This window comes from Yinghuangia aomiensis, from assembly GCF_039542225.1.
GTDB lineage: Bacteria > Actinomycetota > Actinomycetes > Streptomycetales > Streptomycetaceae > Yinghuangia > Yinghuangia aomiensis.
The window spans coordinates 191,630-205,317 of record NZ_BAABHS010000012.1 but is presented as its reverse complement, the minus strand read 5'-3'; the positions used below and the strand labels follow the sequence as shown (position 1 = coordinate 205,317).

The 13,688-nt window shown below is 72.8% G+C and carries 10 protein-coding genes; 3 read left to right on the top strand and 7 right to left on the bottom strand.

The window, feature by feature from the left end:
- The first annotated feature begins 109 nt into the window (after nucleotides 1–109).
- Nucleotides 110–1,006 (top strand): hypothetical protein, encoded by an 897-nt coding sequence (locus tag ABEA93_RS18650; RefSeq protein ID WP_345676723.1) that lies wholly within the window; start codon nucleotides 110–112, stop codon nucleotides 1,004–1,006.
- Nucleotides 1,007–1,074: 68 nt separating this feature from the next.
- Here ABEA93_RS18650 and ABEA93_RS18645 read toward each other — a convergent pair whose 3' ends face one another.
- From ABEA93_RS18645 to ABEA93_RS18635, 3 genes are all read right to left on the bottom strand, one after another.
- The gene (locus ABEA93_RS18645) at nucleotides 1,075–3,369 is read right to left on the bottom strand and encodes an arylsulfatase (protein WP_345676722.1); all 2,295 of its coding nucleotides are present in this window, start codon (nucleotides 3,367–3,369) and stop codon (nucleotides 1,075–1,077) included.
- A 98-nt stretch (nucleotides 3,370–3,467) separates the two neighbouring features.
- On the bottom strand, nucleotides 3,468–4,163 hold the full coding sequence (locus tag ABEA93_RS18640) for a TetR/AcrR family transcriptional regulator (protein ID WP_345676721.1): 696 nt from the start codon (nucleotides 4,161–4,163) through the stop codon (nucleotides 3,468–3,470).
- Nucleotides 4,164–4,243: 80 nt separating this feature from the next.
- A complete protein-coding gene (locus ABEA93_RS18635) occupies nucleotides 4,244–5,680 on the bottom strand; it encodes a chloride channel protein (protein ID WP_345676720.1) in 1,437 nt (478 codons plus the stop codon).
- Between the two features lie 263 nt (nucleotides 5,681–5,943).
- Between ABEA93_RS18635 and ABEA93_RS18630 the strand changes: the two genes are divergently transcribed.
- Nucleotides 5,944–7,404 carry an MFS transporter gene (locus tag ABEA93_RS18630; protein ID WP_345676719.1) on the top strand — a complete coding sequence of 487 codons (1,461 nt, stop codon included), beginning with the start codon at nucleotides 5,944–5,946 and terminating at the stop codon, nucleotides 7,402–7,404.
- A gap of 27 nt (nucleotides 7,405–7,431) precedes the next feature.
- Here the strand turns inward: ABEA93_RS18630 and ABEA93_RS18625 are convergent, their stop codons facing one another.
- Genes ABEA93_RS18625 through ABEA93_RS18615 form a run of 3 tightly spaced genes read right to left on the bottom strand, consistent with a single transcriptional unit; the run spans nucleotide 7,432 to nucleotide 10,857 of the window.
- Entirely contained in the window at nucleotides 7,432–8,289 is an 858-nt protein-coding gene (locus ABEA93_RS18625) for a geranyl diphosphate 2-C-methyltransferase (protein ID WP_345676718.1), read from the bottom strand.
- Between the two features lie 46 nt (nucleotides 8,290–8,335).
- Nucleotides 8,336–9,424, bottom strand: coding sequence for a family 2 encapsulin nanocompartment cargo protein terpene cyclase (locus ABEA93_RS18620; protein ID WP_345676717.1), 1,089 nt, complete (start codon nucleotides 9,422–9,424; stop codon nucleotides 8,336–8,338).
- The gene (locus ABEA93_RS18615) at nucleotides 9,421–10,857 is read right to left on the bottom strand and encodes a family 2B encapsulin nanocompartment shell protein (RefSeq protein WP_345676716.1); all 1,437 of its coding nucleotides are present in this window, start codon (nucleotides 10,855–10,857) and stop codon (nucleotides 9,421–9,423) included. The genes ABEA93_RS18620 and ABEA93_RS18615 overlap by 4 nt, the downstream gene beginning before the upstream one ends.
- 397 nt (nucleotides 10,858–11,254) lie before the next feature.
- Here ABEA93_RS18615 and ABEA93_RS18610 point away from each other — a divergent pair, with 397 nt between their 5' ends.
- Nucleotides 11,255–12,580: an NsdA family TPR-like regulatory protein gene (locus tag ABEA93_RS18610; protein ID WP_345676715.1), complete on the top strand. Its 1,326-nt coding sequence runs from the start codon at nucleotides 11,255–11,257 to the stop codon at nucleotides 12,578–12,580.
- A 39-nt stretch (nucleotides 12,581–12,619) separates the two neighbouring features.
- Here the strand turns inward: ABEA93_RS18610 and ABEA93_RS18605 are convergent, their stop codons facing one another.
- A complete protein-coding gene (locus ABEA93_RS18605; protein ID WP_345676714.1) occupies nucleotides 12,620–13,462 on the bottom strand; it encodes an SAM-dependent methyltransferase in 843 nt (280 codons plus the stop codon).
- Between the last annotated feature and the right edge of the window lie 226 nt (nucleotides 13,463–13,688).

Below are 13,688 nucleotides of genomic sequence, written 5' to 3'. Positions count from 1 at the left end.
CGGGCGGGCCACCCCGGACAGCCGTACCCGGAAGGCACATTCGCGACAGACGGCCGGTCCCGGACGCGCGGCTTTCACCCGGGCACCGGCGCACGCCATGATGATCGCCATGGAACAGACGCAACCCGATCCCGAACCCCTGCGTAGGGGCGCGGCCGCCCGTCTGGCCGCCGCCGGACACCTCCCGGACCCGCGCTGGCAGCGCGTGGCCGAGGTGTTCCCGCGCGAGGAGTTCGTGCCGGGCGTGTGGGTCCCGTACGCGTCCCCGCCGCCGGGCGCCGCACCGCCGCGGGCCGCGGACCCGGCAACCGGGGGCGGCACCGCGGACATCGCCGCGGACACTGCCGCGGACGCGCCGCGCGTGTGGACGTACCTCGACGGCACGGACCCGGCGCACCGCGCCGCGTGGCTCCACGAGGTCTACTCCGGGACCCCGCTCGTCGTCCGCCTTGCCGCCGCCGCGCCGCACGGCGCCGACACCGTCACCGGCGACGTCGAGATCGCCACCGTCTCCGTCACCCGCTACCTCGCCGCCCTCCACGCCCTCGGACTCGCCCCCGGGCAGCGCGTGCTGGAACTCGGCTTGGGCGCCGGCATCGGCGCCGGGATGATCGCCGCCTACCTCAACGGACCGGTCCCGTCCGCGCCCGCCGTCGTCGCGGTGGAAATCGACCCGCACCTCGCCGCGTCCACCACGACCCGCCTCGACCGGCACCGCTACCGCGTCGAGATCCACGTCGCCGACGCGCTCGCGCCCGACCTCGCCACCCGGCTCGGTGCTGTCCCCGACCACTGCTCCGGGATGCCGCGTGCCGACGAACACGGCGACGCACGGCCCGAGTTCGACCGCATCATCGCCACGTTCCCGGTTCCCGAGCCGCCCGCGGAATGGCTGTCCCTCCTCGCCCCCGGCGGCCGTCTCGTCGCCTTCGCCGGCGAACACGGCGACGTCGTGGTGCACGAACGGGCCGCGAACGGGGCACCCGCCCCGGCCGCGGCCCGCTGACGCTCCGCCGCTCTTCCGCCGTCGTGCCGCCTGGCCGCCCGGCGGGCCTCGGCCCGCCGGGTCCCCGGTCAGTCGCTGTGCAGCGCCTGCCGCAGCTCGGTGTCCAGATCCAGCTCCGGCACCGCGGCCGTGTCGATGACGACCTCGTGCAGCACCCCGTTCCACGTGAACGGCACCCGGTAGTTGCGGTCCACCGGAAGCCCGCGGTCGCGCCCCAGCGTCAACCCGGCGCCGCCGTGCTGGAACGCGACCGGCCACGCCCCGCCCAGCGGCACGCTCGCGGTCTCCTTGCCGTCCTCGACCAGGCTCAGCGTCCCGTGCTCACCGCCCTCGGGGCGGAACCGCACGCCGACGCTGCGCCGGCCGGGCGCCAGCGCCGCGTCCGCCGCGACCCGGTCGACCTCGCCGGCCCGCGAGCAGGTGAACGTCAGCCGGCCGTCCTGCGCGTACAGCACGAACCCGCCGGTCAGGTCGCCGAACGAGCACACCACGCCTTCGGCGCCGTCCGCAGGGACCTCGACGTCCGCGGTGAGCGTGAACCCGCCGAACAGCGGCGGCAGCGACTCCTCGTGCACAGGGCTGCCGGCCGGCAGGTAGGTGCCGCGCGGCTGGAGCCCGTACTGCGGGAAGATCAGCGCGGCGAGGCGCTCCTGCATCGTGTCGTCGAGCGGCAGCACGTGGTTGCGCTCCGCCTCGTCGAACCAGCGGTCCTCCAACTCCGCCACCACATCAGGGTGCTGCTCGGCGACGTCGCGGGCTTCGGCGAAGTCGTCGGACAGGTCGAACAGCGACCACCGGTCGGTGGCGAAGTCCCGGCTGCCGAGCAGCAGCCGCTCCTCGTCCAGCACTCCGCGCGACACGTGGTCGGTCGTGGCCTTCCAGCGGCCGTGGATGATCGACCGTGACCCGAGCATCTCGAAGTACTGTGTGGTGCGCGGCGATTCGGCGTCCGGGTCGGTGAACGTGCCGACCAGGGAACGCCCGTCGACGTCCTGCTGGGCGACGCCGTCGACGACGTCGGGCTGCGCGACGCCGCACACGTCCAGGATCGTCGGCATCAGGTCCACCGCGTGGGTGATCTGGCTGCGGATCTCGCCGCGCGCGGCGATGCCGTCCGGCCAGTGCACGATCAGCGGGGCGCGCGTGCCGCCCAGCCACGTGTACCGCTTCCACAGGCGCAGCGGCGTGTTGCCCGCCCAGGCCCAGCCCCACGCGTAGTGCGGGTAGGTGTCGGGGCCGCCCCAGTTGTCGAGGTCGGCGATGTTGCGTTCGGTGGAGTCGCCCATCTTCGACGAGAACCGGTGCTCGTTGACCGTGCCGAGCTGGCCGCCCTCGGCGCTGGCGCCGTTGTCCGACATCAGCATGACGAGCGTGTTGTCGAGGCGGCCGGTGCGTTCCAGGAAGTCCAGCAGGCGGCCGATCTGCGCGTCGGTGTGGGTGAGGAAGCCCGCGTAGACCTCCTGCATGCGCGCGAACATCTTGCGGTCGTCCTCGTCGAGGGCGTCCCACTCCTGGATCCACGGCGGCCGCACCGGGAGTTCGGTGTCCTCGGGGACGATCCCGGCGGCCTTCTGCCGCGCGAAGGTGTCCTCGCGCCAGCGCTCCCACCCGCCGTCGAATTTGCCGCGGTACGGCTCGACCCACTCCGGCGCGACGTGGTGCGGCGAGTGCATCGCCCCGAACGGCAGGTACATGAAGTACGGCTTGCCCGGCGCGGCCTGCTTCTGGTCGAGGATCATCCGCGTCGCGGTGTCGACGATGTCCTCGGACAGGTGGTAGCCGTCCTCCGGCCCGGCCGGCGGCTCGACGTAGTGGTTGTCGCAGACCAGTTCAGGCGCCCAATGGTTGGCGTCGCCCTGCAGGAATCCGTAGAAGCGTTCGAAGCCGTAGCCCAGCGGCCACCGGTCGAACGGGCCGGCCGCGGACCGCTCCCAGCGCGGCGTCAGGTGCCACTTGCCGACGGCCAGCGTCGAATAGCCCGCATCCCGCAGAATCCGCGGCAGGGTCGCCGCCGACTTGGGGACGCGCGCGTTGTAGCCCTGGTAGGCGATCGGCATGTCCACGAGGAAGCCCATGCCGACGGCGTGGTGGTTCCGCCCGGTCAGCAGGCTCGCCCGGGTGGGGGAGCACAGCGCGGTCACGTGGAAGCGGTTGTAGCGCAGGCCGCCCGCGGCGAGCCGGTCCATGTTGGGGGTGGCGATGTCCGACCCGAACGCGCCTATCTGCGCGAACCCCAGGTCGTCCAGCACGATCACCACGACGTCCGGGGCGCCGTCGCGGGGCTTCGGGTCCTCCGGGTAGCGCCGGTCGGCCGCGGAAGCGGTCAGCGTACGGGGCGGCCGGTCGGCGGGGGTGGCGGGCATGGCGGCACCTTTCGGCACGTGCGGCGGATTCGCCGGTTTCGACAGGACGGGAGGAGCTAAGGGGCAGCGGTGGGAAGAACCCGGCGTGGGGCGGGTGGTCACCGGGGCCGGCGGCGGGCGCTCACCGGGGCGGTGAGCACCGCGACCACGGCGTCGACGACACCGTCGGCGTACTCCGCCGGGTCGAGATCGGGCTCGGCATCCGGTCCGGAGACGGCGTCGGCAGTGACGTCCACGGTGGCGTCCGGGTCGGGCCGGAGCCGGTGTTCGAGATCGGCGAGCCCGGCGATGATGAGCCGTCCCGCCAGCTCGCCGCGCTGCCGGGCCCGGGGACCGTGGTCGGTGGGACTCCCGGCGGCCGTGCCGCCGAGCGCGTCCAGGATCAGATGCCCGACCTCCAGGGCGCTGTTCACCGGCCCGACTTCGGACAGCGGCAGCAGTGCCCGGCCCTGGTGGTCGCACATGCGGTTGAGGAACCGCACGTAGTGGCTCCCGGGCGCCGCGGCCTGCTCGGCGAGCGGGACGACGAGCACCTCGACGAGCGCACGCACGTCCCCGGCGGTGCCGGACGCGCGCACCGCGTCGAGGAGTTCGCGGCGCCGCATGTCGATCGCCGAGAGCCGGAAGTCGTAGATGGCCTGCAGCAGCGTCTGCTTGTCGCCGAAGTGGTACTGCGCGGCGGCCACGTTGCGCTGTCCGGCGGCGGCGCCGATCTGGCGCAGCGAGACGCCGTCGACTCCGAACCGCGCGAACAGCCGCTCCGCGGCCAGGACCATGTCGTCACGGGTGCTCACCCGAGCGACCTTAAAACGCGTGTATTAAACCGTCAAGGGCGGGGCGTCCGGCCCCGTCGAGCACGGGCGACTCCGACCCGTCACGGGCGGGCCGCCGCCCCGGCATCCGCCGAGGGCCCGGCCCGGGTCTGCTTCGGCGCCGGCATCAGCCGGTTCGCCGCAAAGCCGACGACGGCCGCCACCACGATGAGCGGCATCTGGTCGAACGCGTCCGGCCCCATCAGCAGCACCGCCAGTACCGCACTCGTCAACGGCAGCCCCGTCACCACCGCCGCGCCCGCCGCCATCCCGAGTGCCAACGCGGGTGTCGGATGCAGCCCCGGCAGACCCGAGCACGCCATCGCGGTCGCCGCGCCCAGCAGCACCGCGGGGAAGATCGGGCCGCCGCGCAGCGAACCCAGACACACCATCCACGCCAACGCCTTGCACACCACCAACGTGACAAGCGCACCCACCGACAACGCGTGCGGAGCGGCCGCGAGCTGCCCGAGCATCGTCTGCCCGGACAGCGCCGCTTCGTCGGGGGAGCGGTCCGTGATCAGCGAATACGCGGCCAGCGGCACGCCGACCGCGCTCGCACACGCCACGGTCCGCCACGCGGTGCTGCCCTGCACCCAGCGCTCGGTCGGCAGCGCCAGCCGGTGCGCGCCGCCGACCACGACCACGATCAGCAGGACGATCGGGATCCCCCACAGGAAATCGCCCGCGTCCGGATTCACGTCCGGCGGCACCTGGGGGAGTTTCAGGCCGCCGGTCGACAGGCCCGTCCAGTTCCCGAACCCGGTGAACACCAGCGCACCGGTCGCGCTCGCGATCAGACACGGCAGCAGCAGCGCCACCATCTGCGGCCCGGCGAGCGCGGCGGCTTCGAGGATCAGCACCGCGGCGACGACCGGACCGCCGAGGATCGTGGAGATCGCGGCGGTGGACCCGGCGGTGGCGAGCAGCGCCACGCCCTTGGGACTCGCCGCCTTCTTCAGCGGCCGCATCGCGAGCAGCGCGAGGCCGCTGCCGAGCGCCATCAGCGGCGCCTCCGGGCCGAGCACCACACCGAGCGGCAGCGTCGCGACCGCGGCGATCACGACGCTCGGCAGTTCGACCGGGCCGATCGGCTTGCCGCCGAGCCCGTGCACGGGAACGTGCCCGCCGCGCCCGGGCATCCGGGTGACGATCGGCGCCAGGATCAGCCCGGCGAGGAAGAGGGCCGGGAGCGGCCACCACCACGGCGCCCGGTCGTAGCCGACCGCGTTCGGCAACTCCTCCCACACCTGGCGTTGGAGCCAGTGCTGGAGCGAGACGAAGAAGAACGACGCGAGCGCGATCGGCACGCCCAGCAGCACACACAGTGCCAGGAGCCCCTGGTAGCCGCGGTCGCGCAGGAGTCGGGAGACCGGATCCCCGGTGTCGCCGTCGGTCCCGGGCGGCGGCGGGGGAGCGGGCGCCGGGCCGGTCTGGTCCGCCGGGTCCGTCGGATCCGTCGGTCCTGGGGCCGGGGCAGAGTCCGCGGGTCGGCTCATGGGCTCCTCGTCGGGTCCGCGGGCGGTGCGGTGCACGGCCCGGCTCCGGAACAGTGCGAGACCGCCCGCCCGAAGGCGGGCGGTCCGGCCGCACGGCTCTCCCATTATTCATGTCATAAGTGATGAATCACCGATATTCGGACTGTCGGGGCGGCGTGTTGAGCCGCCCGGCGCCGCCACCCCGGAGCCGCACCGGACGGTTTGTCATCACGCGATGTCTTCTGCCCCTGTCATCCTCCGCGTCCCTGTGGGAGCGTGCGCGTGTGATCTCCCGTGCCACGCTTTTCGGCCGCACCGACGGCGGCGATCCGACGCGTCGGGCCGCCCCCGGCGCGCCGCCCGCCGTGCGGCCGCGCGCGCTCCTCGGCGCGCTCGTGCTCGCCGCGTCGGCCTACTCGCTGCTGCAAGCCACCGTCGGACCGGCGGTGCCGACCTTCCAGCAGGAGTTCGGCGCACCCACCGGCGAACTCGCGTGGATCATGAACGGCTTCATCCTGTCGTCCGCCGTCGCCACCCCCATCGCCGGACGCCTCGGCGACGTCTTCGGCCGGAAACGGGTCCTCGTCGTCGTGCTCGTGCTGCTCGCCCTGGGTACCGCGGTGTGCGCGCTCGCCACCTCGCTGTGGGTCATGGTCGCCGGGCGCGTCGTCGCCGGACTCGGCGGCGCGGTCTTCCCGCTGTCCTTCGCGATCGTCCGTGAATGCCTGCCGGCCGACCGGGTCGGCCCGGCCATCGGCCTGCTGTCCGCGGTCGTCGGGGTCGGCGGCGGCATCGGCATCGTCGCCACCGGGCCCATCGTCGAACACCTGTCGTACCACTGGCTGTTCTGGCTGCCGCTGATCCTGGTCGGGGCCACCCTCGCCGCGGTGGTCGGGTGCGTGCCGCGGTCCGATCCGCCCGGCAGGTCGGCACGTGTCGACTGGTGGGGCGCCCTGCTGCTGGCCGGCACGCTCGTGAGCCTGCTGCTCGCCCTGACCAAACTCCAGACCTGGCCCCCGGCCGTCGTCGCGGCGCTCCTCGCCGCGTCGGTGCTGCTCGGCGCCGCCTGGGTGTGGCTCGCCGCGCGCGTCCGCGACCCGCTGATCGACCTCACCATGCTGCGGCTGCGCCCCGTGTGGACGGCCAACGCCGCCGCGGTCCTCGCCGGCATCACCGCGTCCACGTCGATGTTCCTGCTGCCCCAGCTCGCCGCCCAACCCACCGGCACCGGCTTCGGCTTCGGGCAGGACGTGAGCGCCGCCGGACTGCTCATCCTGCCGCAGTCGTTCACGATCCTGCTGGCCGGCGTCGTCGCCGGACGAGCCTGCGCCACGCGCGGATCCCGCAGCGTGCTGGTGGCCGGCGCGCTGGTCAGCACCGTCGGCCTGGTCGCCCTCGCGCTGCTGCACGGCGAACTGTGGCAGGCCTACGTCGTCAGCGCCGTCATAGGCCTCGGCACCGGCCTGCTCCAGACCGGCCTGGCCGACCAAGTCGTGCGCGCCGTGCCCGCGGCCCACACCGCGGCCGCCGCGGGCGCCAACATGGTGGCCCGCAACGTCGGCATGACCATCGGCGCCCAGCAAGCCGCCACCGTCCTCGCCGGGGCCTCCGGCGACAACCCCACCAGCGGCGGCTTCGTCCTCGCCTGCGCCTTGGCCGCCGCGGCGGGCGCGGTCATGGTGGCGGTGTCGCTGCGGTCGCCGCGCCTCCGGCCGGCCCGACCCGGGGCGGGGGCCTCCACGTGACCCCCGCCCCGGGCGCCGTCGGCCGGGCTACACCCGGTCGGCCGCGATCAGCAGGTACTGGAAGCTGCCGTTCTTGTACGCCGTCAGGAACGCGTCCTCGATCCCCGTCACCAGCGGCGACTTCGCCCGCAGCTCCCAGTACGGCAGCGTCGCCTCGGTCAGGTCGACCACCGCGGTCGGCACCAGCCGGTTCGCGGCCAGCTCGCGGAAGTACGTGCTGCGCGGGTGGATGTCGCAGATGTAGTGCGCGTTGATCTCGCTGACCGCCTTCGAAGGCAGCCCGTACGTGTCGTTGTAGCAGCCGGTGATGCACACGTACCGGCCGCCGCGGCGCAGCAGCCGCGCGTACTCGGCGAACAGCACGCCGAGTTCCACGTACATCGTGCTCTCGTTGTTCCAGATCCCGTCGAAGGAACCGGTCTCGAACCCGGTGTCCAGCATGTTCTTCAGGTGGAACCGCACCTTGTCGGAGACGCCGCGCTTGGCGGCCTGCTCGTTGGCGAAGTCGACCTGCTTCTGCGAGATCGAGATGCCGTCGACGCCGCAGCCGAAGCGCGCGTTCGCGACGAGGCTGCCGCCGCCGCGCCCGCTGCCGGAGTCGAGGAGCCGCTGGTCGGGGCGGATCGGGCCGAGGTGGTCGAGCAGCACGTCGGCCTGCGCGCACTCGAGGCGGTGCAGTTCGCGGATGAGGCGTTCCTCGCGGCTGTCCTCCGGCCCTTCGAGCACCGACCAGTCGGCGTCGCCGACGCCGTAATGGTGGTGGTAGATGCCGTCGACCTCGCCCAGCCGCAGGTTCACCGGGTTCTTCTCCCGGTTCCAGTAGTCCGCGACGGAGTTCTGGTACGGGCTGGTGAAGACCGCGCGTGGAGCGTCTTGGATGGTCACCGTCGTTCCTTTCGGGGGTGGCCGCCCGGTCCGGGCGCCTGCGTGATCAGCTTCCGTGCACGGCCTGGTACCGCGGGCTGGTGGCGTGCCACTGCTTGCTGCCGCCCATCCATGCCCAGAGCCCGGCCAGGTACCGCTTCAACATCGGCGAGCCCAGCGCGCTCAGCGCGACCGACTCGGCCTCGATCTGGTGCATCAGGTCGTCGTGGATCCCCGCCGCCTTGTCCACCGCCTCCTGAAGCGTCAAACCCTCCTCGGCGGCCAGCAGGTTCGGCAGGTTCGTGTCGGTGGGGTCCTCCTTCGCCATCGAGTACAGGTCGTTGAGGAGGACGTTCGCGGTCCCCGCGTACAGATAGGTGCGCCGCACTCGCGCGTCCGCCGCCTCGTAGGCGGGCAGCTCGTAGCCGCCGACCGGGTCGATCAGCACCATGCACGGATAGAACGCGTTCTCCCAGCGGTGCAGCATGTACTCCCACACCGCCGGACGGCGCCCGGAACTCCGCCACTCGGCTTCCTGGTTGTAGCCGACGAACATCACCGCCAGCTCGTGCCGCAACCGTGCGACCTGCGTCGGCGTCGCGATCGCCGACAGGTTGTCCAGCGCCGAACGGAACGCCCGCAGCACCGGCTCGCGCTGCACCAGACGTTCGAACTCGTGCCCGTAGCCGGCCGGCAGCCGCACCGGGTCGACCACCGCGTGCGCCATCGCCAACCGCGGCCCGAGCAGTTCCGGAGTCGTGTCCTCGCCTTCGTCGACCCAGTGGTCGTCGACCGCCCACTCCGACAACCCGCACTGTGCCGCCACCAGCAACCGATCGGGGTCGTCGCAGTCCGGGTGGGCGAGCATGAACAGCCGCCCGAAGTCGTGCGACCGCAGGCGGTCGAGACGGCCTTCGAAGATGCCGATCCCGGCCGCCCAGTCGACCAGGCGCTCGTTCACCGCCTCGCCCAGCGCGGGATCGTCCCGCACCGCGTCCGGGCAGTACAGCGGAGGAACCCGCAGGCCGCCGCCCGACGCGCCGGAGCCGTCCTTGCCATCGCCGCTGCTGCCGTCGCCGTCGCCGCTCCGCAAGCGCAGTCGCGCGGCCGACGTGCCCAGGCCCGTCGGGCCCGCCAGGGTGCCGGCCGCGGTCACGACCGCGGCGCCGCGATCTCGACGTTCTCCAGCACCCCGATCGCATCCGGCACCAGGATCGCCACCGAGTGGTAGCCGCTCACCAGGTACGAGATCACCGCCTGCTGGTCGATCCCCATGAACCGGGCGTTCAGCCCCGGCTCCACCTCGTCCGGGATGCCGATCTGCCGCAGCCCCACCACGCCCTGGTCCTCCTCGCCCAGACGCAGCGCCAGGATCGAACTCGTGTGCCCGTCGACCACCGGGATCTTGCCGCACGGGAAGATCGGCACCCCGCGCCACGCGGGCACCGCGTTCCCGTTCACGTCCACACTCCCCGGCACCAGGCCCCGCTTGTTGCACTCGCGGAAGAACGCCGCGATCGCCTTCGGGTGCGCCAGGAACATGCGCGTCTTGCGGCGCATGCTCAGCAAGTCGTCCATGTCGTCCGGCGTCGGCGGCCCCGACCACGTGTTGATCCGCTGCGCATAGTCCGCGTTGTGCAGCAGCCCGAAGTCGCGGTTGTTCAGCAGCTCCCACTCCTGCCGCTCACGCAACTCCTCGATGGTCAGCCGCAACTGCTCCTCGACCTGGTTCATCGGGTCGTTGAACAGGTCCGCCACGCGCGTGTGCACGCGCAGCACCGTCTGCGCGACGGACAACTCGTACTCGCGCGGCTCCAGTTCGTAGTCCACGAACGTGCCGCCGATGGTCGGCTCGCCCTCGTGGCCCGCAGTCACCGCCACGTCCGCCTCGCCGCGGCTGTTCGTCGGCCGCCGCCGGTGCGCCAAATACGCGTGGATGTGGTTCTGCAACGACGCCGACCGCTCGAACACCTCCCGGAAACCCGACCACGGCAGCACCATGATCGTGCTCGTCGTCGCCGCCTTCACGGTGAACCCCCAATGCGGGTCCGCCTGCCCGAGCGCCTCCTCGCCCAGCGGGTCGCCGTCCGCCAGCACGCCCAGGACTTCCGTCGTGCCGTACTTGCCGATCCCCAGCCGGTTCAGCTTGCCGTGCGCGATCAGGTACGTCTCCGTCACCGGCGTCCCCGCCTCGACGACCACCTCGCCCGGACGGAACTCGCGCGGCGTACACCGCGCCGCCAACTCGGCCAGCACGTCTTCGTCGTCGTACCCGCGCAACGGCGGGATCTCGGACAGGGTCCGCGGCACGATCCGCACGTCGTCCGCACCGTTCTGCACGAACCGCACCCGGCCCCGGCCCACCGCCAGCGACAACCGGCGGTTCACCCGGTACGTGCCGCCGGACACGTTCACCCACGGCAGCATCTTCAGCAGCCACCGCGACGTGATGCCCTGCATCTGCGGCTGCGTCTTGGTCGTCGTCGTCAGATTGCGGGCCGCCTGCGTGCTCAGGCTGAGCCGGTCCTCCGCCACCTGCCCGTTCGGACTCGCGGACGGCGCGGCAGTGCCGGTCTCGTCGATCGTCATGGTCGAAATCCCCTCGCATTGCGCCAGGACTGGTCGGAATCACACACCACGCGACGGTTCGCCACCGCGCGCTCCGGCGCGCACGCACGCGCACACCGGCGCATGGCGAAACACCACCGGCGTATGCGTCTCTGCGCCCCTTCGGCCGGCGCATCGACGCCGCCAACCGCGTGCATGCCTAGAAAAGAACGCCGCACCCCCGCGGCGGCAGAGCCCACGACTAACCAGCCTGTTGAACGCCCGGCCGCGTTGAAAACCCACCGCCGGGCCGCACCCCGCCGACCGTCCCGAACCCGGCTGAACTCTTCTGAACCCGTCTGAACCCGGCCGAACCACCGGCCGTCGACCACCACCCGGCCCCGGGACCCGGCACCTCGACCAAGGGAGAAACCGCCCCATGGGGGAACGCATCCCCAACGCACGCCTCCGCACGCTCCTCAAGGAAGCCGCGTGGACCGGCCAGGACTTCGCCCGCGCCGTCAACACCACCGGCGCGGAAACCGGCGTAGCCCTCCGCTACGACCGCACCGCCGTCGCCCACTGGCTCGCCGGCTCACGCCCGTCCCGCACCGTCACCGCCCTCGCCGCCGAAGCCCTGTCCCGCCGCCTCGGCCGCCGTATATCCCCCGACGAAACCGGCCTCACCCGCCCCTGCGCCGACCCCACCGCGGAACCTCCGCCGGACCCCGCCGCCGCCCTCGCCGCGCTCGCCGACCCCGCCCGCACCTCGGTGTACGTCGTCACCGAAAGCCGCCGCCTCCCCGCCACCGGCACAGGCCCCACCCCTGCTTCGGCAGCCCTTGCCGCGTCCGGAACCCGGCACGTCGGCCGCGACCACATCGCCGCCGCCGAAGCCCTCCTGCGCAGCCTCTCCCTCGCCGACGACGCCTTCGGCGGCGGCCACGGCCGCCACGCCCTCGCCGGATTCCTCGGCACCGTCGTCACCGACTGGCTCCGCGCCCCCGCCGCCCCCCAGATACGCCACGACCTCCTCGTGAGCGCATCACGCCTCGCCTACCTCGCCGGATTCATGTGCTTCGACGGCTGCCACCACGGCCTCGCCCAGGACTACTACCGCACCGCCGCGGCCCTCGCCCGCGAAGCCGCCGACCCCGCCGGCTACGCCGCCGCCCTCCGCGGACTCAGCGTCCAGGCGTACCACCTCGGCCACCGCGCCCTCGCGCACGACCTCGCCGAAGCCGCCGCCCGCCACAGCCCCGCACTCGCCCCCGCCCAAGCCGCGTTCGTGCACGGCCAACTCGCCGTCGCCCACGCCGGCCGCGGCGACCGCACCGCCGCCTTCGCCGCGCTGCGCACCGCCCGCACCCACCTCGAACGCGCGGGCCGCGACACCGACGTCGTCGCCACCTATCACGCCGCCGCGGAAGCCCACCAGGAAGCCGAAGTCCGCACCGCCCTCGGCGACCACCGCGGCGCCATCGGTGCCCTGCGCACCGCACTCCGCGTCCGCCCCGCATCCGAACGCCGCGCCCGCGCCGTCACCACCGCACGCCTCGCCGAACTCCTCCTCGGCCAAGGCGGCCTCGACCAAGCCTGCGCCGCGTGGCGGGACTTCCTCGACGACTACCCGCACCTGCAATCCGGCCGCCTCGACGCCGCCGCCCGCTCCATGCGGGCCCGCCTCAGGCCCCACCGGTCGTCGGTCGCGGTGCGCGGGATGTGGGGGAGAGTGGAACTGGCAGCGGCGGGGAGATCGCGGTAGCGCGGCCTGCGCGGCGAGCACCCGGCCCGTCCGGGCCGGTCAGCTCCGCAGCTTGCCGACGCCCGCGTACAGCCACTCCGTCCGCTCCTTCGCGGCATCGTCCGGCCGCCACTGCCACGGCCGGACGAGCCCGGGCTCGACGAGGTCGAAGCCGTCGAACAACCGCTCCACCGCGGTCCGCGGCCGGAAGATCATCGGCGAGGTCGCGTTCGCGTACGCGTCCTCGGTCCGCGCCACCGCCTCCGCGGGCGGCCCCTCCGTCGTCAGATGCGACAGCGCCAGATAGCTGCCCGGCGACAGCGCGTCGCGGAACGCCCGCACGATGCCCGCGGGATCCTCGGTGTCCCGGATGAAGTGGAACACCGCCACGAACAGCACCGCCACCGGCCGGTCGAAGTCCAGCAGCCCCGCCACGTCCGGGTGCCCGAGAACCCCCTTCGGGTCCCGCATGTCCGCGGTGACGACCGTCGTGTGCGGATTGGTCGCCAGCAGCGCCCGGCCGTGCGCGAGCACTATGGGATCGATGTCGACGTACACGACCCGCGCGTCCGGGTTCACTTCCTGCGCGATCTCGTGCACGTTGCCCTGCGTCGGCAGCCCGGTGCCGAGATCGAGGAACTGGTCGACGCCCTGTCCGGCCAGGTAGCGCACCGCCCGCTGCAGGAAGTGCCGGTTCTCCCACACGATGTCGAACGTGTCGGGAGTCGCCTCCTCCACCTTCGCGGCCGCGACGCGGTCCACCGCGAAATGGTCCTTCCCGCCGAGGAAGTAGTCGTACATCCGCGCCGGCGTCGGCTTGGACGTGTCCAGGGTCACCCGTTCCCACTCCTCGTCGCTCGCCCGCAGCTCGGGCTGCCATCCCGACTCGTCGCCCGCATCCATCGCCGACCCCCGTCCGCTTACCTTCGGTAACCAACCGACCCCGATCCTAGTAGCGAAAGCCGGTTTCCCGCGGCCGACTACCAAGTCAATCCGGGCATTCGGTTTTGCCGTCGGCCGCCCTCCGACGTGTGGCCCAGGTCACTTCGACGTGTCGATGAGTAAGCCCGCCGCCCGCCGTCTACCTTGCGGAACACGCCACACGACGACCCCCGCAGAGGAGAACCCC

What these genes read in the sequence shown, in the direction of transcription:
- ABEA93_RS18650 (WP_345676723.1), top strand. Translation starts at nt 110, where the DNA reads ATGGAACAGACGCAACCCGATCCCGAACCCCTGCGTAGGGGCGCGGCC.
- ABEA93_RS18645 (WP_345676722.1), bottom strand. Translation starts at nt 3,369, where the DNA reads ATGCCCGCCACCCCCGCCGACCGGCCGCCCCGTACGCTGACCGCTTCC.
- ABEA93_RS18635 (WP_345676720.1), bottom strand. Translation starts at nt 5,680, where the DNA reads ATGAGCCGACCCGCGGACTCTGCCCCGGCCCCAGGACCGACGGATCCG.
- ABEA93_RS18615 (WP_345676716.1), bottom strand. Translation starts at nt 10,857, where the DNA reads ATGACGATCGACGAGACCGGCACTGCCGCGCCGTCCGCGAGTCCGAAC.
- ABEA93_RS18610 (WP_345676715.1), top strand. Translation starts at nt 11,255, where the DNA reads ATGGGGGAACGCATCCCCAACGCACGCCTCCGCACGCTCCTCAAGGAA.
- ABEA93_RS18605 (WP_345676714.1), bottom strand. Translation starts at nt 13,462, where the DNA reads ATGGATGCGGGCGACGAGTCGGGATGGCAGCCCGAGCTGCGGGCGAGC.